The sequence below is a fragment of the Muricoccus roseus genome, assembly GCF_900141905.1.
Classification (GTDB): Bacteria; Pseudomonadota; Alphaproteobacteria; order Acetobacterales; family Acetobacteraceae; genus Roseomonas; species Roseomonas rosea.
Genome location: NZ_FQZF01000002.1, coordinates 389084 through 412682 on the forward strand (window position 1 = coordinate 389084; position 23599 = coordinate 412682).

Annotated in this window: 34 protein-coding genes and 3 tRNA genes; 29 read left to right on the forward strand and 8 right to left on the reverse strand. The window is 68.9% G+C overall.

The window, feature by feature from the left end; all coding sequences use genetic code 11:
• The first annotated feature begins 11 nt into the window (after nt 1-11).
• The 3 genes from BUB97_RS01870 to BUB97_RS01880 all read left to right on the forward strand — a co-directional run bounded on the left by BUB97_RS01870 (nt 12) and on the right by BUB97_RS01880 (nt 1585).
• On the forward strand, nt 12-242 hold the full coding sequence (locus BUB97_RS01870; RefSeq protein WP_073130800.1) for a DUF2171 domain-containing protein: 231 nt from the start codon (nt 12-14) through the stop codon (nt 240-242).
• 66 nt (nt 243-308) lie between these two features.
• Nucleotides 309-674 (forward strand): DUF423 domain-containing protein, encoded by a 366-nt coding sequence (locus tag BUB97_RS01875; protein WP_073130802.1) that lies wholly within the window; start codon nt 309-311, stop codon nt 672-674.
• Nucleotides 671-1585, forward strand: a complete 915-nt coding sequence (locus BUB97_RS01880) for an SAM-dependent methyltransferase (protein ID WP_073130804.1) — start codon at nt 671-673, stop codon at nt 1583-1585. Before BUB97_RS01875 ends, BUB97_RS01880 begins: the two co-directional genes overlap by 4 nt.
• On the opposite strand, the gene BUB97_RS01885 is transcribed toward BUB97_RS01880, so the two are convergent.
• Complete coding sequence (locus BUB97_RS01885; RefSeq protein WP_073130806.1) at nt 1582-2490, reverse strand: LysR family transcriptional regulator; 909 nt, start codon at nt 2488-2490, stop codon at nt 1582-1584. The two genes, BUB97_RS01880 and BUB97_RS01885, sit on opposite strands and share 4 nt — an antisense overlap.
• A 92-nt stretch (nt 2491-2582) precedes the next feature.
• Here BUB97_RS01885 and BUB97_RS01890 point away from each other — a divergent pair, with 92 nt between their 5' ends.
• Nucleotides 2583-3137 carry an NAD(P)H-dependent oxidoreductase gene (locus BUB97_RS01890; RefSeq protein WP_073130809.1) on the forward strand — a complete coding sequence of 185 codons (555 nt, stop codon included), beginning with the start codon at nt 2583-2585 and terminating at the stop codon, nt 3135-3137.
• Nucleotides 3138-3155: 18 nt separating this feature from the next.
• Here BUB97_RS01890 and BUB97_RS01895 read toward each other — a convergent pair whose 3' ends face one another.
• Nucleotides 3156-4046, reverse strand: a complete 891-nt coding sequence (locus BUB97_RS01895) for a YihY/virulence factor BrkB family protein (RefSeq protein ID WP_073130811.1) — start codon at nt 4044-4046, stop codon at nt 3156-3158.
• 60 nt (nt 4047-4106) lie between these two features.
• Nucleotides 4107-5273 carry an acyl-CoA dehydrogenase family protein gene (locus BUB97_RS01900; protein ID WP_073130813.1) on the reverse strand — a complete coding sequence of 389 codons (1167 nt, stop codon included), beginning with the start codon at nt 5271-5273 and terminating at the stop codon, nt 4107-4109.
• A 129-nt stretch (nt 5274-5402) separates the two neighbouring features.
• Here BUB97_RS01900 and BUB97_RS01905 point away from each other — a divergent pair, with 129 nt between their 5' ends.
• Nucleotides 5403-6383: a Bug family tripartite tricarboxylate transporter substrate binding protein gene (locus BUB97_RS01905; protein WP_073130814.1), complete on the forward strand. Its 981-nt coding sequence runs from the start codon at nt 5403-5405 to the stop codon at nt 6381-6383.
• A gap of 43 nt (nt 6384-6426) precedes the next feature.
• Here the strand turns inward: BUB97_RS01905 and uvrB are convergent, their stop codons facing one another.
• The gene (uvrB, locus tag BUB97_RS01910; protein ID WP_073130816.1) at nt 6427-8625 is read right to left on the reverse strand and encodes an excinuclease ABC subunit UvrB; all 2199 of its coding nucleotides are present in this window, start codon (nt 8623-8625) and stop codon (nt 6427-6429) included.
• A gap of 44 nt (nt 8626-8669) precedes the next feature.
• Nucleotides 8670-9230, reverse strand: coding sequence for a hypothetical protein (locus tag BUB97_RS01915; RefSeq protein WP_073130819.1), 561 nt, complete (start codon nt 9228-9230; stop codon nt 8670-8672).
• Nucleotides 9231-9471: 241 nt separating this feature from the next.
• On the opposite strand from BUB97_RS01915, the gene BUB97_RS01920 reads away from it, so the two are divergent.
• The 3 genes from BUB97_RS01920 to BUB97_RS01925 all read left to right on the forward strand — a co-directional run bounded on the left by BUB97_RS01920 (nt 9472) and on the right by BUB97_RS01925 (nt 11298).
• Nucleotides 9472-9546, forward strand: a tRNA-Thr gene (locus BUB97_RS01920).
• Between the two features lie 214 nt (nt 9547-9760).
• The gene (locus tag BUB97_RS26695) at nt 9761-10792 is read left to right on the forward strand and encodes a cache domain-containing protein (protein WP_245818137.1); all 1032 of its coding nucleotides are present in this window, start codon (nt 9761-9763) and stop codon (nt 10790-10792) included.
• An 8-nt stretch (nt 10793-10800) separates the two neighbouring features.
• Nucleotides 10801-11298 carry a GGDEF domain-containing protein gene (locus BUB97_RS01925; protein ID WP_245818157.1) on the forward strand — a complete coding sequence of 166 codons (498 nt, stop codon included), beginning with the start codon at nt 10801-10803 and terminating at the stop codon, nt 11296-11298.
• A 310-nt stretch (nt 11299-11608) separates the two neighbouring features.
• On the opposite strand, the gene BUB97_RS01930 is transcribed toward BUB97_RS01925, so the two are convergent.
• From BUB97_RS01930 to BUB97_RS01940, 3 genes are all read right to left on the reverse strand, one after another.
• Nucleotides 11609-11872 (reverse strand): hypothetical protein, encoded by a 264-nt coding sequence (locus BUB97_RS01930; protein ID WP_073130822.1) that lies wholly within the window; start codon nt 11870-11872, stop codon nt 11609-11611.
• Between the two features lie 124 nt (nt 11873-11996).
• The gene (locus BUB97_RS01935; protein ID WP_073130823.1) at nt 11997-12761 is read right to left on the reverse strand and encodes a 2-keto-4-pentenoate hydratase; all 765 of its coding nucleotides are present in this window, start codon (nt 12759-12761) and stop codon (nt 11997-11999) included.
• Nucleotides 12761-13585, reverse strand: coding sequence for a TrmH family RNA methyltransferase (locus tag BUB97_RS01940; protein ID WP_073131094.1), 825 nt, complete (start codon nt 13583-13585; stop codon nt 12761-12763). The genes BUB97_RS01935 and BUB97_RS01940 overlap by 1 nt, the downstream gene beginning before the upstream one ends.
• A 380-nt stretch (nt 13586-13965) precedes the next feature.
• Here BUB97_RS01940 and BUB97_RS01945 point away from each other — a divergent pair.
• The 21 genes from BUB97_RS01945 (at nt 13966) to rplR (ending at nt 23596) form a co-directional block, all read left to right on the forward strand.
• Nucleotides 13966-14048, forward strand: a tRNA-Tyr gene (locus BUB97_RS01945).
• A gap of 82 nt (nt 14049-14130) precedes the next feature.
• Nucleotides 14131-14204, forward strand: a tRNA-Gly gene (locus tag BUB97_RS01950).
• Between the two features lie 121 nt (nt 14205-14325).
• The gene (tuf, locus tag BUB97_RS01955; protein WP_073130825.1) at nt 14326-15513 is read left to right on the forward strand and encodes an elongation factor Tu; all 1188 of its coding nucleotides are present in this window, start codon (nt 14326-14328) and stop codon (nt 15511-15513) included.
• A gap of 1 nt (nt 15514) precedes the next feature.
• Nucleotides 15515-15829: a 30S ribosomal protein S10 gene (gene rpsJ, locus BUB97_RS01960; RefSeq protein WP_043835383.1), complete on the forward strand. Its 315-nt coding sequence runs from the start codon at nt 15515-15517 to the stop codon at nt 15827-15829.
• Nucleotides 15830-15849: 20 nt separating this feature from the next.
• Nucleotides 15850-16536, forward strand: coding sequence for a 50S ribosomal protein L3 (gene rplC / locus BUB97_RS01965; RefSeq protein ID WP_073130828.1), 687 nt, complete (start codon nt 15850-15852; stop codon nt 16534-16536).
• Nucleotides 16537-16546: 10 nt separating this feature from the next.
• A complete protein-coding gene (gene rplD / locus BUB97_RS01970) occupies nt 16547-17167 on the forward strand; it encodes a 50S ribosomal protein L4 (protein WP_073130829.1) in 621 nt (206 codons plus the stop codon).
• A gap of 26 nt (nt 17168-17193) precedes the next feature.
• The gene (locus BUB97_RS01975) at nt 17194-17490 is read left to right on the forward strand and encodes a 50S ribosomal protein L23 (RefSeq protein ID WP_456306318.1); all 297 of its coding nucleotides are present in this window, start codon (nt 17194-17196) and stop codon (nt 17488-17490) included.
• A 3-nt stretch (nt 17491-17493) separates the two neighbouring features.
• Nucleotides 17494-18330, forward strand: coding sequence for a 50S ribosomal protein L2 (gene rplB, locus BUB97_RS01980; RefSeq protein WP_073130832.1), 837 nt, complete (start codon nt 17494-17496; stop codon nt 18328-18330).
• 5 nt (nt 18331-18335) lie between these two features.
• Nucleotides 18336-18614 (forward strand): 30S ribosomal protein S19, encoded by a 279-nt coding sequence (gene rpsS, locus BUB97_RS01985; RefSeq protein ID WP_073130835.1) that lies wholly within the window; start codon nt 18336-18338, stop codon nt 18612-18614.
• A gap of 4 nt (nt 18615-18618) precedes the next feature.
• Nucleotides 18619-19017, forward strand: coding sequence for a 50S ribosomal protein L22 (gene rplV / locus BUB97_RS01990; RefSeq protein ID WP_073130838.1), 399 nt, complete (start codon nt 18619-18621; stop codon nt 19015-19017).
• 1 nt (nt 19018) lies between these two features.
• On the forward strand, nt 19019-19699 hold the full coding sequence (rpsC, locus tag BUB97_RS01995; RefSeq protein ID WP_073130840.1) for a 30S ribosomal protein S3: 681 nt from the start codon (nt 19019-19021) through the stop codon (nt 19697-19699).
• 24 nt (nt 19700-19723) lie between these two features.
• Nucleotides 19724-20146: a 50S ribosomal protein L16 gene (rplP, locus tag BUB97_RS02000; protein WP_073130842.1), complete on the forward strand. Its 423-nt coding sequence runs from the start codon at nt 19724-19726 to the stop codon at nt 20144-20146.
• A 5-nt stretch (nt 20147-20151) separates the two neighbouring features.
• Nucleotides 20152-20358 (forward strand): 50S ribosomal protein L29, encoded by a 207-nt coding sequence (gene rpmC / locus BUB97_RS02005; RefSeq protein WP_073130843.1) that lies wholly within the window; start codon nt 20152-20154, stop codon nt 20356-20358.
• Nucleotides 20359-20374: 16 nt separating this feature from the next.
• The gene (gene rpsQ, locus BUB97_RS02010) at nt 20375-20680 is read left to right on the forward strand and encodes a 30S ribosomal protein S17 (RefSeq protein WP_073130845.1); all 306 of its coding nucleotides are present in this window, start codon (nt 20375-20377) and stop codon (nt 20678-20680) included.
• A complete protein-coding gene (rplN, locus tag BUB97_RS02015; protein WP_073130847.1) occupies nt 20677-21045 on the forward strand; it encodes a 50S ribosomal protein L14 in 369 nt (122 codons plus the stop codon). The genes rpsQ and rplN overlap by 4 nt, the downstream gene beginning before the upstream one ends.
• Nucleotides 21045-21359 (forward strand): 50S ribosomal protein L24, encoded by a 315-nt coding sequence (rplX, locus tag BUB97_RS02020; protein WP_073130849.1) that lies wholly within the window; start codon nt 21045-21047, stop codon nt 21357-21359. The genes rplN and rplX overlap by 1 nt, the downstream gene beginning before the upstream one ends.
• Complete coding sequence (gene rplE, locus BUB97_RS02025) at nt 21356-21919, forward strand: 50S ribosomal protein L5 (RefSeq protein ID WP_073130851.1); 564 nt, start codon at nt 21356-21358, stop codon at nt 21917-21919. Before rplX ends, rplE begins: the two co-directional genes overlap by 4 nt.
• Nucleotides 21920-21970: 51 nt before the next feature.
• Nucleotides 21971-22276, forward strand: a complete 306-nt coding sequence (gene rpsN, locus BUB97_RS02030) for a 30S ribosomal protein S14 (RefSeq protein WP_073130852.1) — start codon at nt 21971-21973, stop codon at nt 22274-22276.
• A gap of 11 nt (nt 22277-22287) precedes the next feature.
• Complete coding sequence (rpsH, locus tag BUB97_RS02035; RefSeq protein ID WP_073130854.1) at nt 22288-22686, forward strand: 30S ribosomal protein S8; 399 nt, start codon at nt 22288-22290, stop codon at nt 22684-22686.
• Between the two features lie 14 nt (nt 22687-22700).
• Complete coding sequence (gene rplF / locus BUB97_RS02040) at nt 22701-23234, forward strand: 50S ribosomal protein L6 (RefSeq protein WP_073130856.1); 534 nt, start codon at nt 22701-22703, stop codon at nt 23232-23234.
• Entirely contained in the window at nt 23234-23596 is a 363-nt protein-coding gene (gene rplR / locus BUB97_RS02045; protein WP_073130859.1) for a 50S ribosomal protein L18, read from the forward strand. Before rplF ends, rplR begins: the two co-directional genes overlap by 1 nt.
• Nucleotides 23597-23599: the final 3 nt, after the last annotated feature.

Below are 23599 nucleotides of genomic sequence, written 5' to 3' on the forward strand. Positions count from 1 at the left end.
ACAAAGCTCCGATGGTGGATATCAGCCAGATCAAGGAACATGCCGAGGTGATCGGCGCGGACGGCGTGCATGTCGGCACGGTCGATCACGTCCAGAACGGGCGCATCAAGCTGACCAAGAAGGACGCGCCGGACGGGCGCCACCGCTTCATCTCCACGGGCCTCGTCGCCGATATCGAAGGCGGGAAGGTCCGCCTTTCGGCCAATGGCGACGTGGCTGTGACCTTCGAGGAAACGGAGTAGTCCCGCCCCGAGGCGGGGGGCGCCCGAGGCTCCCCCCGCCCCGCCGCTTCTGCTAGTCCTCGGCCCATGTCTCGCATCTGGATCGCGGCCGGCGCCCTGGCCGGCCTGCTGGCCGTCGGCCTCTCGGCCTATGCCGCGCATGGGCTCACCCTTGACCCCGTGCGCATGCGCATGATCGATAATGCACTGACCCAGCAGGGCTGGCACGCCCTGGCCCTGATCGCCGTCGGCATCCTGGCCGATCGCTGGGGGGGATGGGCGCTTCAGGGGGCCGGCGCGGCCTTCCTGGCCGGCATGCTGCTCTTCTGCGGGGCGGTGTGGACCGTGGCCATCACCGGCCGGAGCCTTGGTGGCATCGCACCCACGGGCGGCATGCTGCTGATGCTGGGCTGGCTCCTGCTCGGCATCGCCGCGCTGACCCGCCGCGCATGATCCGCTCCGCCTATCTGGCGGCGGAGGGCTTCGAGCCCGAGCTGACGGAGGATCTGCGCCGCGCCGGGCGCCGCATCGCCTCCTGGCACGGTCCGCTCGCCCTTTCCCCCGATCCCGTGCCCGTGGTGCCCAACGCGACGCCCTGGGCGGTCGATGTCTGGGACGCACCCCGCGAGATCCCCGCTCCCTCGATCAAGGCGGCGTCGGATGCGCTGCGCGCTATCCAGCGCAATTGGGCGCTGCTGGATGTGGCGCATCACCGCCGCGCCGCGCTGATCCGCGATGCGCTGCCGGTGCTGCGCCCCAAGCCGATCGTCTTTCCGCAGCTTCCCCCGGCATCCCATCTCGGCGCCTGGACCCTGCTCTCGCCGGATCGGATGCTGGCCAGCCCGACCAAGAGCAGCCCCTTCGTGAACGGCGCCCCGGTTTTCGTGGAGGACCGGGAGGGGCCACCCAGCCGCGCCTATCTCAAGCTTTGGGAGGCGCTGACCCGCCTGGGCCGATGGCCCGCGGCGGGCGAGACCTGCCTCGATCTCGGCGCCGTGCCGGGGGGGTGGAGCTGGGCGCTGGCGCAGCTGGGCGCTGAGGTAACGGCCGTGGACAAGGCGGAGATGGACCCCGCTGTCGCCGCCCTGCCCAACGTCACCGTGCGTCGGGAAAGCGCCTTCGGACTCGATCCCACGCCCGTCGATTGGCTGTTCAGCGACGTGATCTGCTACCCCGCCCGGCTGCTCGGGCTGGTGCGGCGCTGGATGGAGGCCGGGGCGGCGAAGAACATCTGCGTCACCATCAAGTTCCAGGGCGAGACGGACCACGACACCGCCGCCGCCTTCGCGGCGATCCCGGATGGCGCGGTGTTCCACGGCGCCTACAACAAGCACGAGCTGATGTTCGCCTGGCCTGCCCGCTAAGGGGGCGGACGTTCTTCAGCGAAGAGATCCCGGATCAGCCCGGCCACGTGGCGCAGGCCGGTGTCTCCGTCCCGCCGCCGGTGCCAGGCGAGGTGGAGGGGGAAGCCTTCCACCGTGATCGGTGGCTCTAAGATCGCGAAGCTTTCCGCATCAGAGGGCAGGCACCGCGTCGGCAGCATGGCGATGAGGTCCGAACCCGCGACCGCGGCCGGCGCCATCGTGAAGCTCGGCACTACCAGCCCCACCCTTCGCGTCCGCCCCAGGCGAGCGAGGACCTCATCGAGCGATCCCTGCGTGCCGCCACGGCCGGAGACGAGGAGATGCGGCCAGGCCAGCCATTCCTCCAGGCCGAAATGCGATGCCGCGGGATGGCCGCGGCGCATGAGCACGCGGTACTCCTCCCGGAGCAGCTCCTCCCGCCGGAAGCCGGCATCGACCGTGGGGAAGACGGAGACCGCCAGATCCGCCGCCCCGCGCGCCAGCGCCTCCAGCGCCGCCGCCGCGCCGTGCCAGGGTTGGACGGCCAGGGTGATGCCGGGCGCACTTTTGGCGAGCCGTGCATAGAGCGGGCCGACCACCGTGGATGTCGGAAGGTCGGCCATCACCAGCCGCACCGTCTGCCGCAGCCGGGCCGGGTCGGGCTCGGGGGCGCCGACCAGCGCGCGAAGTTCTTCCAGCACCGCCTTGAGCGGCTCCCGCAGGGCTTCCGCCCGCGGGGTGGGCCGCATGCCGCCCCGGCTGCGTTCGAGCAGCGGATCGCCGAAGAGCTGGCGGCATCGGTCCAGCGCACCGGATGTGGCGGGTTGGGAAAGGCCCAGCCGCTCCGCCGCGCGCGAGACATGCGCCTCGTCGAGCAGCGCGCCGAGGATGACCAGCAGGTTGAGGTCGACCGAGCGTAAATTCATCGGCTCGATATTACGATATATGGATCATCGATTGGAACGATGGCCTAGGGCTCCCGATCCTTCCTCCACCCTTGCCCCGGATGGAGAGCGCCATGTCTCGAACCCTGATCCTCCTCTTTCACCCCGATCCCCCCCATTCCAAGGCGAACGCGGCGCTGGCCGCCGCCGCCCGGACCGTCCCGTCGGTCGAGGTTGTGGACATGCAGGCGCTTTATCCCGGCGGCGCGTTCGAGCTGGACCGGGAGGTGGAGCGGCTGATCTCGGCCGATCGCCTCGTGCTGCAGTTCCCGGTGCTTTGGTACAGCACGCCACCGCTCCTGAAGGCCTGGCAGGACGCGGTGCTGACCCGGATGTACTACATCAGGCCCGATACGGAGGGCCGGCGGCTCGAAGGCACCCCGCTGATGGTGGCCGCGACCGCCGGGAACACGCCACAGGCCTACTCGCCCGAAGGGGTGAACCGCTTCCCGCTGCCGGACCTGCTCTTTCCCTTGCAGGCCATGGCCAGCCGTTGCGGCCTGCCCTGGGCCGACCCGTTCCTCATCTACGGCGCGAACCGGCTGGAGGAGAGTGAGCTCGCGGCGGCCGGGCGCCGCTATGCCGAGCGCCTGCGGGAGTGGATCGACGCGGCCCCCGCCCCGGCCTGATGCCGGGACGCGCCGGGGTCAGGGCGCGTCGGCGCCGATCGGTTCCGCCACACGGCGGGGAATGGCGCCCTTCCAGGACCCCTCCCGCGCCGCCCAGGCCCGGGTGAACTCGGCGCCGAGCAGGAAGACCTGGGCGGAGTAGTAGACCCAGACCAGGACGACGATCAGCGCGCCCGCCGCGCCGTAATCCTCGGCGAGGCCGCTGCCGCCGATGTACCAGCCGATGGCGGTCTTCCCGATGCTGAACAGGAAGGCGGTGATCACCGCTCCCACCGCCACGTCCCGCCAGGCGAGCTGCCGGTCGGGCAGGATCTTGTAGATGGCCGCGAAGAGCAGCGCGACCATGCCCAGGCTGACGACGAAGTTCAGCACCTTCAGCAGGAACTCGACCGCCGGCAGAAAGCCGGTGATCCAGCCGCCGAAGGCCGAGATCGCTGCGCTGACCAGCAGCGAGACGAGCAGGATGAAGCCCGTGGCGGCCACCAGCCCGACGGAGAGCGCCCGCGCCCGGACCAACGCGCCGACCGAGACCGCCTTCGTCTCCGCCGCCCAGATCACGTTCAGCGCGCCCTGGAGCTCGGCGAAGACGCCCGACGCGGTGATGAAGAGGATCCCGAAGCCGATGAGGGCGGCGAAGCCCTTGCCGCTGGTATCGTCGGAGCTGCCCTTCATCACCTCCTCGATCGCCTGGCCGCCCTCCTTGCCGACCAGGCCCGTGAGCTGCGCCGAGACGGCATCGCTCACCATGTCCCGCCCGAAGAAAAAGCCGGCGATGGCGACCGCGACGACGAGCAGTGGTGCGATGGAAAACAGGGTGTAGCAGGCGATGGCCGCGCCACGGGTCATCGCCTCGTGCTCGACGAAGCCCGAGATGGCGTCCTTCACCAGCCTCCAAAGCCGACCGAGCATGCTGTTCCCCGGCGTCCCTTGTTGCCTTGCCGCTACAAGGCGGGGGAGGGCGGGGCGGTTTCAGTAGGACTTGGGCAGGCCGAGAACCTTCTCCGCGATGTGGCAGAGAATCAGCTGCGGGCTGACTGGGGCGATGCGGCAGATCATCACCTCCCGCAGGAAGCGTTCCACATGGTATTCCTTGGCGTAGCCGAAGCCGCCATGGGTCATCACGGCCTGCTGGCAGGCTTTCAGCGCCGCCTCGGCCGCCAGGTACTTCCCCGCATTGGCCTGGGCGCCGCATTCCAGCCCCTGGTCGTAGCGCCAGGCGGCCTGGCGGACCATCAGCCGTGCCGCCTCCAGCTCCATCCAGTTCTCCGCCAGCGGGTGCTGGATGCCCTGGTTCTGCCCGATGGCACGGCCGAAGACGCGGCGCTCCTTCGCATAGGCCGTCGCGCGCCGGAGCGCGGCATGGCCGAGGCCGAGCGCCTCGGAAGCGATCAGGATCCGCTCCGGGTTCAGCCCGTGCAGGATGCAGGCGAAGCCCTGGCCTTCCTCCCCGATCCGGTCCTCCACCGGCACCTCCAGCCCGTCGATGAAGAGCTGGTTCGAGTCCACGGCCTTGCGGCCCATCTTCTCAATCTCGCGCACCTCCACCCGGCTGCGGTCGAGCGTGGTGTAGAAGAGGCTGAGCCCGTCAGTGCGGCGCTTCACCTCCTCCAGCGGCGTGGTACGGGCGAGCAGCAGCACCTTTTCCGCGACCTGCGCGGTGGAGATCCACACCTTCTCCCCATGGACCAGATAGCGGTCGCCCCGCCGCTCGGCCCGCGTGCGGAGCCGCGTCGTGTCCAGCCCCGCATCGGGTTCCGTCACGGCGAAGCAGGCCCGCTCCCGACCTTCCACCAGGGGCGGCAGCATCCGGCGCTTCTGCTCCTCGGTGCCGAAGACGACGACCGGGTTCAGGCCGAAGATGTTCATGTGCACGGCGGAGGCGCCGGACATCCCCGCGCCCGATTCCGAGATGGCCTGCATCATCACCGCCGCCGCGGTGATCCCAAGCCCGGCGCCCCCGTATTCCTCCGGGATGCAGATGCCCAGCCAGCCATCCCGCGCGAGCGCCTGGTGCAGCTCGGCGGGGAAGCCGCCATGCCGGTCCCGCTCCAGCCAGTAATCATCCCCGAAGCCTTGGCAGATGCGGGACACGGCTTCCCGCACGGCTTCCAGTTCCGGCGCCTCGCTGAAGTCCATGGTGTTTCCTTCCCCGGTCCGGTGTGATCCGGCAATATTCTTGTGCAGAACGGCCATGCGCTTGGCATAGCTTGCTCACGCGGGCCGCCACGCCTAATCCCGGCATGAACCAGCCCGGGAGGCAACGCCATGACCATCCGCCCCAGCCGTCGCACTCTGCTCGGCGCCGCCCTGGCGCTTCCCGCGATCCGTGGCGCGGCGGCGCAGGATGCCTGGCCGGCCAAGCCGGTCCGCTTCCTCATCCCCTTCCCCCCGGGGCAGGCGACCGACACGATCGGCCGGGTCCTGGCCGAGGCGCTCTCGGCCAAGTGGCCCCAGCGCATGGTGGTGGAGAACCGCGCCGGCGGCGCGGGGGTGGTGGGGATGGAGGCCGGCGCCCGCGCGGCCCCGGACGGCTACACCATCGTCGCGTCCACCAGCGGCACCAACGGCATCAATCCCAGCGTCATCCGCAACCTGCCCTACGACGCGGAGCGGGACTTCAACTACGTCACGTTGATGTTCACCGTGCCGCTGATGATCGTGGCGCACCCGTCCTTCGCACCCAGCGACGTGCCCGCCCTGATCGCCGCGGCGAAGCGCGAGCCGGGGGCCATCAACTACGGCAGCGGCGGCCCCGGCACCTCCCAGCACATGTCGGCCGAGCTTTTCGCCAGCCAGGCGGGGATCAAGCTGACTCATGTGCCCTATCGCGGCAGCGGCCCGGCCGTCGCGGACCTCATCGCCGGCAACATTCCCATGATGTTTGACAGCGTGGCCAGTGCCCTGCCGCATATCCGCGGCGGCCGGATCAAGGCCCTCGGCGTCACCTCCGCCACCCGCGCCGTGCAGCTGCCGGACGTGCCCACCATCGCCGAGACCCTGCCGGGCTATGAGGCGATCGGCTGGGCCGGGCTGTGTGTGCCCACCGGCACGCCCGATGCGATCGTGAACCGCATCAACGCCGATGCCACGGCGCTGCTCCGGGATCCTACCTTCGCGGCCCGCGTGGTCCAACTCGGCGGCACCCCCGCGCCGCAGACGGTGGCCGAGGCGAATGCCTTTGTCCGCGCGGAAATCGCGAAGTGGCGCGAGGTGGCGAAGAACGCCGACGTCCGGCTGGACGGGTGATCGCGTCCCCGGGTGGAAGCGGGGCTTCCACCCGGGCGCCTTTCTAGCCCGCCTTCTTGCGCCGCGGCGCGCCGCGCGAGGCGGTCCGGGTGGAGCGCTTGTCCGGGTCGTAGCCGCCCCCGCCCGGCCCCAGCGGCTTGGGCTTCCAATCCGCCCTGGCGCGGGCCTCGTGGCCTGAGGGCGGGGGCGCGTCCAGGCCCAGCTCCAGGTTCTCCAGCCGCTTGATCTCGTCGCGCAGCCGCGCGGCGGTCTCGAACTCCAGGTCGGCGGCGGCGGCGCGCATGCGGCGCTCCAGCTCGGCGATGGAAGCGCGCAGGTCCTTGCCCACGAACTCCGCGGTGGCGTCGCCCTCCACGGCCTCCACCGTGACGTAGTCCTGCTCGTAGACGGATTGCAGCACATCCGCGATGTCGCGCCGGATGGTCTGGGGCGTGATGCCATGCGCCTCGTTCCAGGCGATCTGCTTGTTGCGGCGGCGCTCCGTTTCCTCCAGCGCGCGGCGCAGGCTGTCCGTCATCTTGTCGGCATAGAGCACGACGCGTCCCTCGGCGTTGCGCGCGGCGCGGCCGATGGTCTGGATGAGGGAGGTGGTGGAGCGGAGGAAGCCCTCCTTGTCGGCATCCAGGATGGCGACGAGGCGGCATTCCGGGATGTCCAGCCCCTCGCGCAGCAGGTTGATGCCCACCAGCACGTCGAAGACGCCGCGGCGCAGGTCGCGGATGATCTCGATGCGCTCCAGCGTGTCCACGTCGGAGTGGAGATAGCGGACCTTGATGCCCGTCTCCGTCATGTACTCCGTCAGGTCCTCTGCCATGCGCTTGGTCAGCGTGGTGACGAGGATGCGGCCGCCCTGGCCGATGACCTCGCGGCATTCGGCCAGCAGGTCGTCCACCTGGCCCTCCACGGGGCGGATCTCGGTGGTGGGGTCCACCAGGCCGGTCGGGCGGATGACCTGCTCGGCGAAGGTGCCGCCGGTGCGTTCCATCTCCCAGGGGCCGGGGGTGGCGGAAACGAAGACGGTCTCCGGACGGAACTGCTCCCACTCCTCGAATTTGAGGGGCCGGTTGTCCATGCAGGAGGGCAGGCGGAAGCCGAAATCGGCCAGCACGGACTTCCGCGCGAAGTCGCCGCGCGCCATGCCGCCGATCTGCCCGATGGTGACGTGGCTTTCGTCCACGACGAGCAGCGAGCCTTCGGGCAGGTATTCGAACAGGGTCGGCGGCGGCTGGCCGGGGCCACGCCCGGAGAGATAGCGGGAGTAGTTCTCGATGCCTTTGCAGGCGCCGGTCGTCTCCATCATCTCGATATCGAAGGTGGTGCGCTGCTCCAGCCGCTGGGCCTCCAGCAGCTTGCCCTCGGATTGCAGCCGCGCGAGCGTCTCGCGCAGTTCCACCTTGATGTCGCGGATGGCCTGGATCAGCGTCGGGCGTGGCGTGACGTAGTGGCTGTTCGCGTAGATGGCCACGCGCTCCATCTCGCCCGCCACCTCGCCCGTCAGCGGGTCGAACTCGCGCAGCCCGTCCACCTCGTCTCCGAACAGGCTGATGCGCCATGCCCGGTCCTCTAGGTGGCTGGGCCACACATCCACCGTCTCGCCCCGCACGCGGAAGGTGCCGCGCTGGAAGGCGGTGTCGTTGCGGCGGTATTGCAGCTCCACCAGCGCCTTGAGCAGCACGTCACGGTCGATCTTGCCGCCGATCTCGAGCTTCACGGTCATGTTGCCGTAGGTCTCGACCGAGCCGATGCCGTAGATGCAGGAGACCGAGGCGACGATCACCACGTCGCGCCGCTCCAGCAGCGCCTGGGTGGCCGAGTGGCGCATCCGGTCGATCTGCTCGTTAATCTGGGCGTCTTTTTCGATGTAGGTGTCCGTCCGCGGCACATAGGCCTCGGGCTGGTAGTAGTCGTAGTAGGAGACGAAGTACTCCACCGCGTTGTCGGGGAAGAAGGACTTCATCTCGCCATAGAGCTGGGCCGCGAGCGTCTTGTTCGGCGCCAGGATGAGGGTCGGGCGCTGCACCGCCTCGATGACCTTCGCCATGGTGAAGGTCTTGCCGGAGCCGGTGACGCCGAGCAGCACCTGGTCGCGCTCGCCGCGCTCCTTCAGCCCCTCGACAAGCTCCGCGATCGCCCGGGGCTGGTCGCCCGCGGGCTCATAGGGCGAGACGACCTTGAGGGGTTTCCCCCCCGCCGGAACGGGCCGGCGGATCGGCTGGAAGAGAACGGGCGGCAGGGTGTCCATGGCCCGGAGAACATAGGGTGGACGGGCCGGCTTTTCAGCCTCTTTCAGCCGGGGTCGTAGGCATGGTGGACGAGAAGGGCACGGGCCTTCTCCAGGTTGAAATCCGGGCGGCGCTGGAATACCGAGAGATCCTCCGCGATCGCGATCTCCCGCGCCACGTGGCGGACGGGGTGGTAGCCCTTGCGCGAGCTGAAATCATGCATGACCAGCAGCGCGTCCCAGCGACAGCGCAGCAGCACCTGCATGGCGCAGGCCACCCGAAAGCGCCCGTCCACCATGTAGAGATCCGCCGATTCGGTGCCGGGGATGGACCAGGGCGCCTCGTGATAGCGCGGCCAGCGCTCCTCGGTGCTCGGGTCGGTCGGCCGGCCCCATTCGCCCACCGGGCCGATATCCGCATGGATCAGCCGGGGCTGCGTCCATCCCGGACGCGTCGCGCAGGCCTGGGCGACCTGGTCCAGCCATTCCTGCGAGGAATCGACCGAGATGACGGAGCCCTCGACCAGGGAGGCGGCGAGGCATGTGCTGCCCCCGGTGCCGAATTCCACATAGCTCCGCGCGCAGCGCACGACGCTCTCGAACAGCCGGAATTCCGCATCGGACATGCGCGGCTGGGGGATAGAAGTCGGCTCGTCTTCCACAGGGTCATCGCGGCTGTTGCGCCGGGAGGTTAGCTGCGGGGGAGGGGAGGGGCAAACCGAGGCCAACTCCGCCTTCGAGCGCCCTCTGCCTCTGGCCCATGCCGCAGTGCGAGGTTAAATAGTCCCCGGTCACCATGGCGCCGGCCGCTCCGCCTCGCGGTGTGGTTCCAGGCGATAGTGCGACGATGGCGTTCCTTCATCCCGGGCCGGGTTAGCACAGCGGTAGTGCAGCGGTTTTGTAAACCGAAGGTCGGGGGTTCGATCCCCTCACCCGGCACCACATGCGCCAGGCCAGGAGCCCTGTGTGGCCCCGATCACGCCAGGGGGAATCTCCTGCTACGGTGCGAATACGTCGGGTGCTACAACTCTGAACAGAGTATTACTATCTTTCTACAACTATCCGCGAGTCCGCTCGTCCCCGGGGCAGCCCGCGGACCCGCTTGGAGGAGCTGATGCGCAGTGCGGCCCGGCTTGGCCCAGGATGGCGTCACGGATTGGCTGTTGCAGCCATCTGTGCCCTGGTCGGCATGGCGGGCTCGGCGCTCCTTCTCAGCGCCGAACGGCAGCGCCTGGTCAGCGAGGCGGGGGAGCAGCTGGCGGGCTATGCGCAGGTCATGGCGCAGCGCCTCGAATCCGGGCTGAGCAGCTGGGCCCATGATGTCGGGCTTCTGGCCCGGTTCGAGGCCTTCGAGCGTGAACCCCCGGACCCGCGCCTCGCTCGGCGGTTGCTGGAGGATCTCCGTCTCCGCTCGCCGACCTTCTCCTGGATCGGCTTCACCGGGGCCGATGGCCGTGTGATCGCCGCCACCGGCGGGCTGCTGGAAGGGGTAGACGTGTCCGCCCGGCCCTGGTTCCGGCCGGGGCTGGCCGGCCTTTTCCTGGGCGATGTCCATCCCGCGGTTCTTCTCGCGAAGCTCCTGCCGCCTGAGCAGGGCGGAGGTGAGGGCGCGTATTTCGTGGATGCCGCGGCGCCCGTGCGGTCGCCTGACGGGCGCGTGCTCGGCGTGATCGCCGGGCACATGAGCTGGCGCTGGGCGGAGGATGTGCGACGCGAGGTGACCGGGGTGGCGCCGCGCCAGCCCGCGCCGGAGCTGCGCGTGCTGGCCGCCGATGGCACCGTCCTGCTTGGGCCGGAGGGAGAGCAGGGGCGTCCGCTGCAGCCGGAGCCGCCGCGCAATGGCGCGCGCTGGCGTGAGGCCAGCCTGCCGGCGCAGCCCCCCTCCATCCTGGCCTATGTCAGCGCGACCGAGACGCCGGGCCGCCCAAGCCTGGGATGGGTGGCGGTCGCGCAGGCCCACCGGGCGACGGTGCTCGCGCCGTTGCGGCCCCTCGCGCTCTGGCTCGGCATCGGAACGCTCGCCCTCTCCGCCCTAGGCGGGTTGCTGGCGGGCTGGAAGGCGGGGCGGGTCGGCTCGGCGCTCCGGCGTGTGCTGGGGAGCGACGGTGGCGGCGATGTGGTGGTGCGGCTGGAGCAGCTGCGGGACCAGGCCTGGCGGGATCCGCTGACGGGGCTGCTGAACCGCTGACGGGGCTGCTGAACCGCGCGGGTTTCGAGGCCTGGCGCGCGGCGCAGCCGAATCTGGCCCGGGGCTGCGCCGTGGTGGCGCTGGACCTCGACGGGTTCAAGCCGATCAACGACACCCACGGGCATGCGGCGGGCGATGCCGTGCTGCGCGGCATCGGAAGCTGGCTGCAAACCCATCTTCGCGCGCAGGACGCCGCGGTGCGCCTCGGGGGGGATGAGTTCCTGCTCTGCCTGCCCGGCGAGGCGAGCCGGGGCAGGGCCGCCGCCCTTGAGGTCGGGGCGCGGCTGAAGGCTATGCTTCAGGAGGGGGTGCCCACTTCGGAAGGGCGCCTGCGCCTCGGCTGCAGCATGGGGGTCGCTGTGATGGCCGAGCAGGCCGATACCATGGAAGCGGCCATCGAGCGGGCGGATATCGCACTCTACGACGCCAAGCGAAACAAGGCGCCCGTGCCGGCGAGGGACGCCGGCGACGGACCTCAGAAACCCGCCACGCTTCTCACGCTGTAGAAAGGGCCGCCTCTCCCCCGGGCAACGGCCCCGGGGCGGGGGGGGGATCAGCCCTCCTGCGGCAGGCGCGGGAGGCCTTGGAGCGTCATGAAACGATCCTGGGCGAAGCGGGTGGCGATCTGGGCGGCGATGAGGCCGCCGAGGATCATGGCAGAGACGACGAGCATGGGATGGAACCTCTTTGTTTTCTTCCTCCCTATCCCTGCGCTCAAAGTGGATGCTGCAATGCAGCATGTCGAGGGCTTCACCCCGGCAAGGATGAAGGGGCATGCATGCGGCAGACGCGCAACGCCCCTTCATCCCCGGTTCATCAGGCTGTTCCGACGGTCGCGAAGCCATCCCGATTCGTGGCGCGGACGACGGCTGCGAAAAGGCGGAGCGCATCCGGCCCGCCCTGGTCGAGCAGGGTGCCGGCCTCCATCTCGCTCGCCAGCAGCTCGGCATGGTCGGCGAGGGTCTCCGCCGCGCGACGAAGTGCCTCGCGCGACAAGGTGAGCTGAACCTCGTCCGGCAAGGCGTGCCACGCGCTCGGCACCGCCGGAAATTCTCCCGAAAGTTGCGGGACGGACTGCATGAAGGATTTCCTTCTCCCGGCAGCCCTTCTGGCACGGTGTGGCCCCTCTCGGGTGCGGAACCACCATGGCTCCGGGAGGGTTAACCGCCGGTAACCGGAGCCCCTTCGGCCGGCCCCGGCCGCCTCACTCGAAGCGCGCCTCCACCTCGCCCAGCAGGTCGAACCGAACCGTGACGGAGCAGGGGCCTTCGAGCCAGAGGGGCGGGGTGACGGAGCCGAGGAACACCACCTGGCCGGCCCGCAGCCCGCCGAACAGCTCCGCCGCCGGCGAACCCGCGAGCCAGGCCAGGGCATCCAGCGGGTGGCCGAGCAATTCGGCGCCCGTGCCCGCCGCCCGCTCCACGCCATCGACGAGCAACTGCCCGCGCGCCGCGGGGAGGTCCAGCCCCGGCCAGCCGGAGGCGGGCGCACCGAGCACGCCGCCCGCATGGAACATCTGGTCCGCGATCAGCCCCGGCGCGCCGAGGGCGATGAAGTCGCCGTAGCGCTGATCCACCACCTCGATTGCCGCGAAGACGTGCTCGACGGCTTCGGCGACGGATTCGCGGCTATGGGCGCCATGGGCGAGGTCCCGGCCCAGCCGCAGGCCGATCTCGCATTCCACCCCGGGCTGGTGGAAATCCGCGAGGCGGAAGCGGCCCGGCCCCTGCTGGATTCCCTGGGCGGGGCAGAAGCCGGCGCAGGGATGCGTCAGGCCGAGATAGGCCTGCATGCCCTTGGCGGTGGCCCCGATCTTGAAGCCCGCCGGCGGCACCGCCCCCAGGGCCTGTGCCAGCCGCAGCTGCAGGGCATAGCCCGCGGCCTCATCCGCCGGTGCCTCGGCGCCGAGATCGGGGTAGCCCCTGCGCGCCCGCCGCTCGGCCAGGATCCGCTCGGCCAGCCCGTCCATCACGCCCGCCCCAGCTCGTAGAGCGCGACCGCGGCGGCGGCGGCGACGTTGAGGCTTTCCATAGCGTCGCCAATGGGCAGGCGGACCAGCTCGTCGCAGGTCTCCCGCTGCAGGCGGCGCAGGCCGCCGCCCTCGGCGCCCAGCACCAGCCCCACGCGCCGGTCGGAGGGCTTCGCCTCGGCCAGGGTGCGCTTCGCGTCGCCCGTCAGCCCCATGACCCAGGCCCCGCCGTCCTGCAGGTGGCGGATGGCGCGGGCGAGGTTCACCTCCCGCACCATGGGAACGATCTCCAGCGCGCCGGAGGCGGCGCGGGCCAGGGCCCCGGTCTCGGGCGGGGCATGGCGGTCCTGCACCACGACGGCCGCGGCGCCGAAGGCAGCGGCCGAGCGGAGAATCGCGCCGACATTGCGCGGGTCGGTCACCTGGTCGAGCAGCAGCACCGGGCCGTTCGAGTTCTTGAGCACGTCGTCCAGCGCCAGCTGGGGCAGGGGCTCGGCCAGCAGGGCGGCGCCCTGATGCACCGAGTCCTCGGGCAGGAAGGTGTGGAACCGGGCGCGATCCTCCACCCGCTCGGGCTGCAGCTTGCGGGCGGCGAAGGTGCCCTCCGGCAGGCGCTCCTTCAGCGCCGTCTCGGCATCGGCCGTCAGCAGCAGCCGGCGCAGTCGGCGTCGCGGGTTGAGCAGGGCGGCGGCCACCGCATGCAGGCCGTGCAGCCAGATCGTGTTGGCCGGCGCGCGATCCTCCTCCCGGCGCGAGGGCTCGGGGCGGCCGCGCGGCGCGGCCGGAGCGGGTTCAGGGCGGCGCGGCCCCCGTTCGGCGCCCAGCTCCGGCTTCGCGGTGAAGCGGGGGGAGGTTCCGGGCTTGCCGCTGGCCTTGAAGCCCGTGGCCTTGAATCCGGGCCGGCGTGGCGCGTCGGTGGCCGATGCCTCGCCGCCCTTCCAGCCGCGTTTGCCGTCGAAGGCGCGGGGGCGGGAGGGCTGGCCGCTGCCGCGGCCATCATGCGATGCGCCGGGGGCGGAGGGGGGACGAGGGCCTTGAGGCCTGCGGGGCGGTGACATGGCGGCATCCTGCAAATCGCGGCCGAAGCCGCAAGGCGCGCTGCGATGCCCCTTTCATCGCGCGGGCCCTTTCCCTCACGTTGACAGCACCACCGCTTCTCGGATAGTCCGCCGGCTCCCGCCCGTCAGGGTTGGGGACACCCTGTGGAGGGGTGCCCGAGTGGCTAAAGGGGACGGACTGTAAATCCGTTGGCTCGCGCCTACGTTGGTTCGAATCCAACCCCCTCCATGTGTCCCATTCCCCCGGCAGGCGCGGTGCGCGCGGCGGCGGTCCATTCCGGCCCGCCTGTTCAAACGGGCGGTTCCAGTGGGCGGGTGTAGCTCAATGGTAGAGTTCCAGCCTTCCAAGCTGGCTGTGCGGGTTCGATTCCCGTCACCCGCTCCAGACGCGCCCTTCGGTTTCGGATACTGAAACCGGTCTTACCGAACACCATATGGCGATCAACAAGGCCTGCACGGGCGGGCAGGGGGCTCACGGCCCCCGGATGGGATAGGACTGGACGCGAATGGCGAAGGCGAAGTTCGAGCGGAACAAGCCGCACTGCAACATCGGCACGATCGGCCATGTGGACCATGGCAAGACGTCGCTGACGGCTGCGATCACGAAGGTTCTGGCGAAGTCGGGTGGCGCGTCTTTCACGGCGTATGACCAGATCGACAAGGCTCCGGAGGAGCGGGCTCGCGGCATCACGATCTCGACGGCGCATGTCGAGTACGAGACGGCGAACCGGCACTACGCCCACGTCGACTGCCCGGGCCACGCCGACTACGTGAAGAACATGATCACGGGCGCGGCGCAGATGGACGGCGCGATCCTGGTGGTGTCGGCGGCTGACGGCCCGATGCCGCAGACGCGCGAGCATATCCTGCTGGCGCGCCAGGTCGGCGTGCCGGCGCTGGTGGTCTTCCTGAACAAGGTCGACATGGCGGATCCGGACCTGCTGGAGCTGGTCGAGATGGAGGTGCGCGAGCTCCTCTCCTCCTACCAGTTCCCGGGCGACGACATCCCCATCATCCACGGCTCGGCGCTGATGGCGCTGGAGGACAAGCGCCCCGAGATCGGCGAGCAGGCCATCCTGAAGCTGATGGAGGCGGTGGACAGCTACATCCCGCAGCCGGAGCGCCCGAAGGACCTGCCGTTCCTGATGCCGATCGAGGACGTGTTCTCGATCTCGGGCCGCGGCACGGTGGTGACGGGCCGCGTCGAGCGCGGCATCGTCAAGGTGGGCGAGGAAGTCGAGATTATCGGCCTGAAGGACACCGTGAAGACGACGGTGACGGGCGTCGAGATGTTCCGCAAGCTGCTGGACAGCGGCGAGGCGGGCGACAACATCGGCGCGCTGCTGCGTGGCACGAAGCGTGAGGACGTGGAGCGCGGCCAGGTTCTGGCCAAGCCCGGCTCGATCACGCCGCACACGAAGTTCAAGGCCGAGGCCTACATCCTGACGAAGGAAGAGGGCGGCCGCCACACGCCGTTCTTCACCAACTACCGTCCGCAGTTCTACTTCCGCACGACCGACGTGACGGGCGTGGTGCAGCTGCCGGAAGGCGTCGAGATGGTGATGCCGGGCGACAACGTGGCGATGAGCGTCGAGCTGATCGCGCCGATCGCCATGGACCAGGGCCTGCGCTTCGCCATCCGCGAGGGCGGCCGTACCGTCGGCGCCGGCGTCGTCGCGAGCATCGAGAAGTAAGATGGCCGCCGACGCCCAGAATATCCGGATCCGCCTCAAGGCGTTCGATCACCGCGTGCTGGATGGCAGCACGCGGGAGATCGTGAACACCGCGAAGCGGACCGGCGCTCGGGTGCGGGGGCCTATCCCGCTCCCGACCCATATCGAGCGGTTCACCGTGAACCGTTCTCCGCACGTCGATAAGAAGTCGCGCGAGCAGTTCGAGATCCGGACCCATCGCCGTCTTCTGGACATCGTCGACCCCACCCCGCAGACCGTGGACGCGCTGATGAAGCTCGACCTCGCCTCGGGCGTGGACGTCGAGATCAAGATCTGAGTCTGAGGGGCGCATACACCATGGCCGCGAAAGATGGCCGTACCGGCCTGATCGCCCGCAAGCTGGGCATGTCCCGGCTGTTCAACGAGGACGGCTCCACCGTGCCGGTGACGCTGCTGCACGTGGATGATGTTCGCGTCGTGGCGGTGCGCTCCGCCGACAAGGACGGCTACACGGCCGTGCAGCTCGGCATCGGGCACGCGAAGGCGAAAAACGTCTCCAAGCCGAACCGTGCGCACTTCGCCAAGGCTGGCGTCGAGGCGCCGGCCAAGGTCATCGAGTTCCGCACGGCTGGCGATGCGGTGCTGGAGGCGGGCGCCAAGCTCTCCCCGGCCCACTTCGTGAAGGGCCAGAAGATCGACGTGACGGGCATCACGAAGGGCAAGGGCTTCGCCGGCGCGATGAAGCGCTGGAACTTCGCCGGCCTCGAGGCGTCGCACGGCGTGTCGATCAGCCACCGTTCGCATGGCTCGACCGGTAACCGTCAGGATCCGGGAAAGACCTTCAAGAACAAGAAGATGGCTGGTCACCTCGGCGTCGAGCGCATCACCACCCAGAACCTGGAAGTGGCGGGCGTGGACGTGGAGAAGGGTCTGCTCTTCGTGAAGGGTGCCGTTCCCGGCGCCGCGAACAGCTACGTGATGGTGCGCGACGCTGTGAAGCGGAAGCGCCATGCCGACGCGCCGTATCCGGCGGCGACGGCCTGAGGATCGGGTGATGCAGGTGAAGGTCATCACGCTCGACAACGCCGAGGCCGGCGAGATCGAGCTCCCCTCCGAGGTGTTCGGCGCCGAGCCGCGCGCCGACATCATGGCGCGGGTCGTGCACTGGCAGCTGGCGAAGCGCCGTGCCGGAACGCACAAGGTGAAGGGCATGGGCGAGGTCTCCGGGACCACCAAGAAGCCCTACCGCCAGAAGGGCACGGGCAATGCTCGTCAGGGTTCGCTTCGCGCGCCGCAGTTCCGCACCGGTGGTGTGGTTCACGGCCCGGTGGTGCGCAGCCATGAATACAGCCTGCCGAAGAAGGTCCGCCGCCTGGGCCTGATCAGCGCGCTGAGCGAGAAGGCCGCTAGCGGCAAGCTCGTTGTGCTCGACGCTGCCGCCCCGGGCGACAGCGCCAAGACGAAGACCCTCGCCGCGCAGGTGAAGGCATTCGGCTGGACCAGCGCTCTCCTGTTCGATGCCGCTCCGGATGCGGGCCTGGTTCGCGCCGCGCGCAACCTGCCGCGGGTCCAGGTGCTGCCGACGGTCGGCGCCAATGTGTACGACATCGTCCGCCACGACGTCCTGGTCGTGACCCGGGCGGGCGTCGAGGCCCTGAAGGAGCGTCTGTCGTGAGCGAGACGCAGACCAAGAAGCCGGTCATCTCGCAGGAGCGGATGTACCAGCTGATCGTTGCCCCGGTGATCACCGAGAAGGCGACGATTCTGAACGAGGTGGGCCAGGTGACCTTCAAGGTGACCTCGGATGCCACGAAGCCCGAGATCAAGGCGGCCGTCGAGGGTCTCTTCGGCGTGAACGTCACCGCGGTGAACACCGTGGTGGTCAAGGGCAAGTCCAAGCGGTTCCGCGGCCGTCCCGGCCAGCGCTCCGACTGGAAGAAGGCGATCGTGACGCTGGCCGAGGGCCAGAGCATCGATCTCACGACGGGGCTCGCGTAAGCCATGGCGCTGAAGCAATTTAATCCGGTCACCCCGAGCCTTCGCGGCACGGTGCTGGTGGACCGCTCGGAGCTGTGGAAGGGCAAGCCCGTCAAGCAGCTGACCGAGGGCAAGAGCCACTCGGGCGGCCGCAACAATCACGGCCGCACCACGGTTCGGTTCCGGGGCGGCGGACACAAGCAGTCCTACCGCTATGTCGACTTCAAGCGCCGCACGAAGTTCAACGTGCCCGCTACGGTCGAGCGCCTGGAGTATGACCCGAACCGCACGGCCTGGATCGCCCTGATCAAGTATCAGGACGGCGAGCTGTCCTACATCATCGCGCCGCAGCGCCTGAAGGCGGGCGATACGGTGATCGCGGGTGACCGCGTGGACATCAAGCCCGGCAACGCCATGCCGCTGGCCTCCATCCCCGTGGGCACGATCGTGCATGCGCTGGAGATGAAGCCGGGCGCCGGCGCCAAGATTGCCCGCTCGGCCGGCACCTACTGCCAGCTGGTCGGCAAGGATGCCGGCTATGCGCAGGTGAAGCTGATGTCGGGCGAGGTGCGGCTCCTCCGCGCCGAATGCCTGGCCTCGATCGGCGCCGTGTCGAACCCGGACAACTCCAACCAGCAGCTCGGCAAGGCCGGGCGTCGTCGCTGGATGGGCTTCCGTCCGCATAACCGCGGTGTCGTCATGAACCCGGTCGATCACCCGCATGGCGGTGGTGAGGGCCGGACCTCGGGCGGCCGTCACCCGGTCACGCCCTGGGGCAAGCCGACCAAGGGTTACAAGACCCGCACCAACAAGCGCACGGACCGTCTCATCGTCCGTCGCCGCACCGCGAAGAAGGGCTGATCGCCATGTCGCGCAGCGTATGGAAGGGGCCGTTCGTCGACGGCTACCTGCTCAACAAGGCGGAGGCGGCTCGCAGCTCCACGCGCAACGAGATCATCAAGATCTGGTCGCGCCGCAGCACGATCCTCCCGCAGTTCGTGGGCCTGACCTTCGGCGTTTACAACGGCAAGAAGTTCATCCCCGTCCAGGTGTCCGAGAACATGGTGGGCCACAAGTTCGGCGAGTTCTCGCCGACGCGTACCTTCACCGGGCACTCCTCGGACAAGAAGGCCAAGCGGGGCTGATCCGATGAGCAAGCCGAAGCACGAGCGCAGCCTCGCCGAGACCGAGGCCCAGGCCGTCACCCGGAACATCCGGGTGTCGCCGCGCAAGCTGAACCTGGCCGCCGGCCTGATCCGCGGGCGCGCTGCGTCCGATGCGGTCGCCGTGCTGACTTTCAGCAAGCGCCGTATTTCCGACACGGTGAAGAAGACGCTCGAGAGCGCCATCGCGAACGCCGAGAACAACCACAGCCTGGACGTGGACAAGCTGGTGGTGGCTCGGGTCGAGGTGGGTCGTTCGATCGTCATGAAGCGCTTCCAGGCGCGCGGCCGCGGCAAGGCCGCCCGCGTGGAGAAGTGGTTCAGCCACCTGAAGATCGTCGTCGCCGAGCAGCAGCCGGCGCCGGTGGCCGAGGAGGCCGCGTAAGATGGGTCACAAAGTCAATCCGATCGGGCTCCGGCTCGGCATCAACCGCACCTGGGACAGCCGCTGGTACGCCGGCGACGCCGACTATGCCGGCCTGCTCCACGACGACCTGAAGCTTCGCAACAAGCTACGTGAGCGCCTGAAGGGCGCCGGCGTGGCCAAGGTGGTGATCGAGCGCCCGGCCAAGAAGCCGCGTGTGACCATCCACGCCGCCCGCCCCGGGGTTGTGATCGGCAAGAAGGGCGCCGATATCGAGGTGCTGCGCAAGGACCTGGCCAAGATGGCCGGGGCCGAGGTGGCGCTGAACATCGTCGAGATCCGCAAGCCGGAGCTGGACGCCACCCTGGTGGCCGAGAGCATCGCGCAGCAGCTCGAGCGTCGCGTGGCCTTCCGCCGTGCGATGAAGCGCGCCGTGCAGTCCGCCATGCGCCTCGGCGCGGGCGGGATCCGCATCAACTGCTCCGGCCGTCTCGGCGGGGCCGAGATCGCGCGCATGGAGTGGTATCGCGAGGGCCGTGTTCCCCTGCACACCCTCCGCGCCGATATCGACTTCGGCGTGGCGACCGCGAAGACCACCTATGGCACCTGCGGTGTGAAGGTGTGGATCTTCAAGGGCGAAGTCATGGCGCACGACCCGATGGCGCAGGACAAGCGCGCCGCCGAGCAGGCGCCGCAGCGCTGAGCGACGGGCTGAGGAACACGTATCATGTTGTCGCCGAAGCGCACGACGTATCGTAAGGCCCATAAGGGCCGCATCAAGGGCGTGGCCAAGGGCGGGTTTACCCTGTCCTTCGGCGGCTACGGCCTGAAGGCGCTGGAGCCGGAGCGGGTGACCGCCCGGCAGATCGAGGCGGCTCGCCGCGCGATCACCCGCGCCATGAAGCGCCAGGGGCGCGTGTGGATCCGGATCTTCCCGGACCTGCCCGTCTCCACCAAGCCCGCCGAGGTCCGCATGGGCTCCGGTAAGGGTGCCCCCGAGTACTGGGTGGCCCGCATCAAGCCGGGTCGCATCATGTTCGAGATCGACGGCGTGAGCCAGGAGACGGCGCGTGAAGCGCTGGCCCTCGGTGCCGCCAAGCTGCCGATCAAGACGAAGGTCGTGGCCCGCCTGGGCGCGGCGGAGGCCTGAAGGCAATGACGAAGATCGCGGATGTCCGCGGCAAGACCGCGGACGAGCTGAAGACCATGCTGCTCGACCTGCGGAAGGAGCAGTTCAATCTGCGCTTCCAGCGGGCGACCGGGCAGTTGGAGGCCGTCGGGCGAATTCGTGCTGTTCGGCGCGACATCGCTCGTGTAAAGACCGTCCTGGGCCAGCAGGCCCGTCAATCCCAGAAGTCCTGAGAGGAGACCGCGGCATATGCCGAAGCGCGTCCTCACGGGGCGGGTGACCAGCGACAAGCAGGACAAGACCGTAACGGTCTTGGTCGAGCGTCGCGTGATGCATCCGCTCTATAAGAAGTTCATCCGGCGCTCGAAGAAGTACGCCGCGCACGACGAGACGAACCTGTGCCGCGAGGGTGACATGGTGTCGATCGAGGAGTGCCGGCCGATCTCCAAGCGCAAGTCTTGGCTGGTCGTCCAGCGCAACGGCGAGACCGTCGCGCGTCCCGCCGCCTATGAGCTGCTCGAGAACATCGAGCTCGGCGACGAGGTGTCGGCGTGATCCAGGTTGAGTCCAATCTCGACGTCGCCGACAACTCCGGCGCCCGTCGTGTCCAGTGCATCAAGGTGCTGGGCGGCTCCAAGCGCAAGACGGCCTCCGTGGGCGACATCATCGTGGTGTCGGTCAAGGACGCCATCCCCCGCGCCAAGGTAAAGAAGGGCGAGGTGCATCGCGCCGTGATCGTGCGCACGGCCTATGCCGTGCGCCGTCAGGACGGCACCGCGATCCGCTTCGACAACAACGCGGCCGTGCTGATCAACAAGCAGAACGAGCCGATCGGGACCCGCATCTTCGGGCCGGTGGTGCGCGAGCTTCGCGCCCGCAAGTACATGAAGATCATCTCCCTGGCTCCGGAGGTGCTGTGATGGCTGCGAAGATCAAGAAGGGCGATCGCGTCCAGGTCCTCGCCGGCAAGGATAAGGGCAAGCGCGGCGAGGTTCTCTCGGTCTCCCCGACCGAGAACCGCGCCGTGGTGCAGGGCGTGAACATCGTCAAGCGCCATGCCAAGCCGCAGGGCATGAACCAGCCCGGTGGCATCCAGGAGAAGGAGGCTGCGATCCACCTCTCCAACCTGGCGCTGATCGACCCGAAGAGCGACAAGCCGACCCGCGTCGGCTTCCGCATCGATGGCGACAAGAAGGTCCGGGTGGCGAAGGCCTCCGGCGAGGTGATCGCATGAGCGACGCGACCACGAAGGAACTGCCGCGCCTGCAGCAGCAGTATCTCGAGCAGATCCGCAAGGCTCTGTCCGAGGAATTCGGCTACAAGAACCCGATGGAGGTTCCGAAGCTGGAGAAGATCGTCATCAACATGGGCGTTGGTGAGGCCGCGGGCGACCAGAAGAAGCTGGATGCCGCCGTTGCCGAGCTGACGGTCATCGCCGGTCAGAAGCCGGTGAAGACTAAGGCCAAGAAGGCGATCGCCGGCTTCAAGATCCGCGAGGGTCAGGCCATCGGCACGAAGGTGACGCTGCGGCGCGCCCGGATGTACGAGTTCCTGGACCGTCTGGTGACGATCGCGCTGCCGCGTGTCCGCGACTTCCGCGGTGTTTCGGGCAAGGGCTTTGACGGCCGTGGCAACTATGCCATGGGCCTGAAGGAGCAGATCATCTTCCCCGAGATCGCCTACGACAAGGTGGATGCGATCCGCGGCATGGACATCGTTTTCGTCACCACGGCGAAGACGGACAAGGAAGCGAAGGCCCTGCTGAAGGGCTTCCAGCTTCCCTTCATCAATTGATCTTGGAAAACCGCCCGGCAGCCCGGGCAGGTTCCGGAGGACACTGATCGAATGGCCAAGACTTCGTCAGTCGAGAAGAATAAGCACCGCATGCACCTGGCCAAGGCGCATGCCGCGAAGCGCGCCGCCCTGAAGAAGACGGTGATGGATCGCGAGCTGCCGGTCGAGGACCGCTTCGAAGCGACGATCAAGCTGGCGCAGCTGCCGCGCAACGGTGCGAAGAACCGCATTCGTCTGCGCTGCGAGCTGACCGGTCGTCCGCGCGGCAATTACCGCAAGTTCAAGCTGAGCCGGAACATGCTCCGGGAGCTGGCCTCGAACGGTCAGATTCCGGGTCTCGTCAAGGCCTCCTGGTAAGGTAAGGGGCCATGCAGCTCTCCGATCCACTGGGTGACATGCTCACCCGCATCCGCAACGGCCAGCGTGCTCGTCAGGCGCGCGTCGTTTCCCCGGCTTCTCGCCTTCGCTCCGACGTCTTGGACGTTCTGAAGCGCGAGGGCTATATCCGCGCCTGGCGCGCGGAGGAGCTTCGCCCCGGCATCAAGGTGCTCGACATCGAGCTCAAGTATTCCGAGGGCGAGCCGGCGATCAAGGAGATCACCCGCGTGTCCAAGCCGGGCCGCCGGGTGTACTCCAAGATCAAGGAACTGCCGAAGTTCTATAATGGGCTCGGCATCTCCATCCTCTCCACGCCGCGTGGCGTGATGAGCGACCTCGAGGCCCGCGCTGCCAATGTTGGCGGCGAGGTTCTCTGCCGCGTGTTCTGACGGAGGGCAGGGATATGTCTCGCGTTGGCAAGTATCCGGTGAAGGTGCCGTCCGGCGTCACCGTCACCATTCAGGACAACGCCGTGGTGGCGAAGGGCAAGCTCGGCGAGCTGCGCCTGCCGCTCACGGACAAGGTTGATGTCACCGTCGGTGACGGCGAGGTCGCCGTGGCTCCGCGCGGTGAGGATCGCGCGGCCCGCACGATGTGGGGGACCACCCGGTCCCTGATCAACGGGATGGTCACGGGCGTGTCCACGGGCTTCTCCAAGTCCATGGAGATCACCGGCACGGGTTATCGTGCGGCGGTGCAGGGGAAGGAGCTGGTGCTCAATCTCGGCTACAGCCACGAGATCCGCTACCCGATCCCCGAGGGCATCAAGATCACGACCGAGCGGCCCACGGCCATCAAGGTCGAGGGCGCGGACAAGCAGCGCGTTGGTCAGGTTGCGGCGGAGATCCGGGCGTACCGCGGTCCCGAGCCCTACAAGGGCAAGGGCATCAAGTACGACAACGAGACGATCCTCCGGAAGGAGGGTAAGAAGAAGTAATGGCGAACAAGCTCGCACTGCAGCAGCGCCGGCGTTCGCGCACGCGCTACCAGATCAAGCTGAAGGGTGGGGGGCGCGTGCGCCTCTCGGTTCATCGTTCGGGCCGGCACATCTACGCCCAGGTCATCGACGACACGGCGGGCCGCACCCTTGCCGCTGCTTCGACCCTGGAGAAGACCGTGCGCGAGGCCGGCAAGACCGGCGCGGACACCGACGCGGCGGCCGCCATCGGCAAGCTGGTGGCCGAGCGTGCGCTCGCGGCCGGCGTGACCGAGGTGGTCTTCGACCGCGGTCCCTATCTCTACCATGGCCGGGTGAAGGCCCTGGCGGACGGCGCCCGCGAGGGCGGGCTGTCGTTCTGAGGA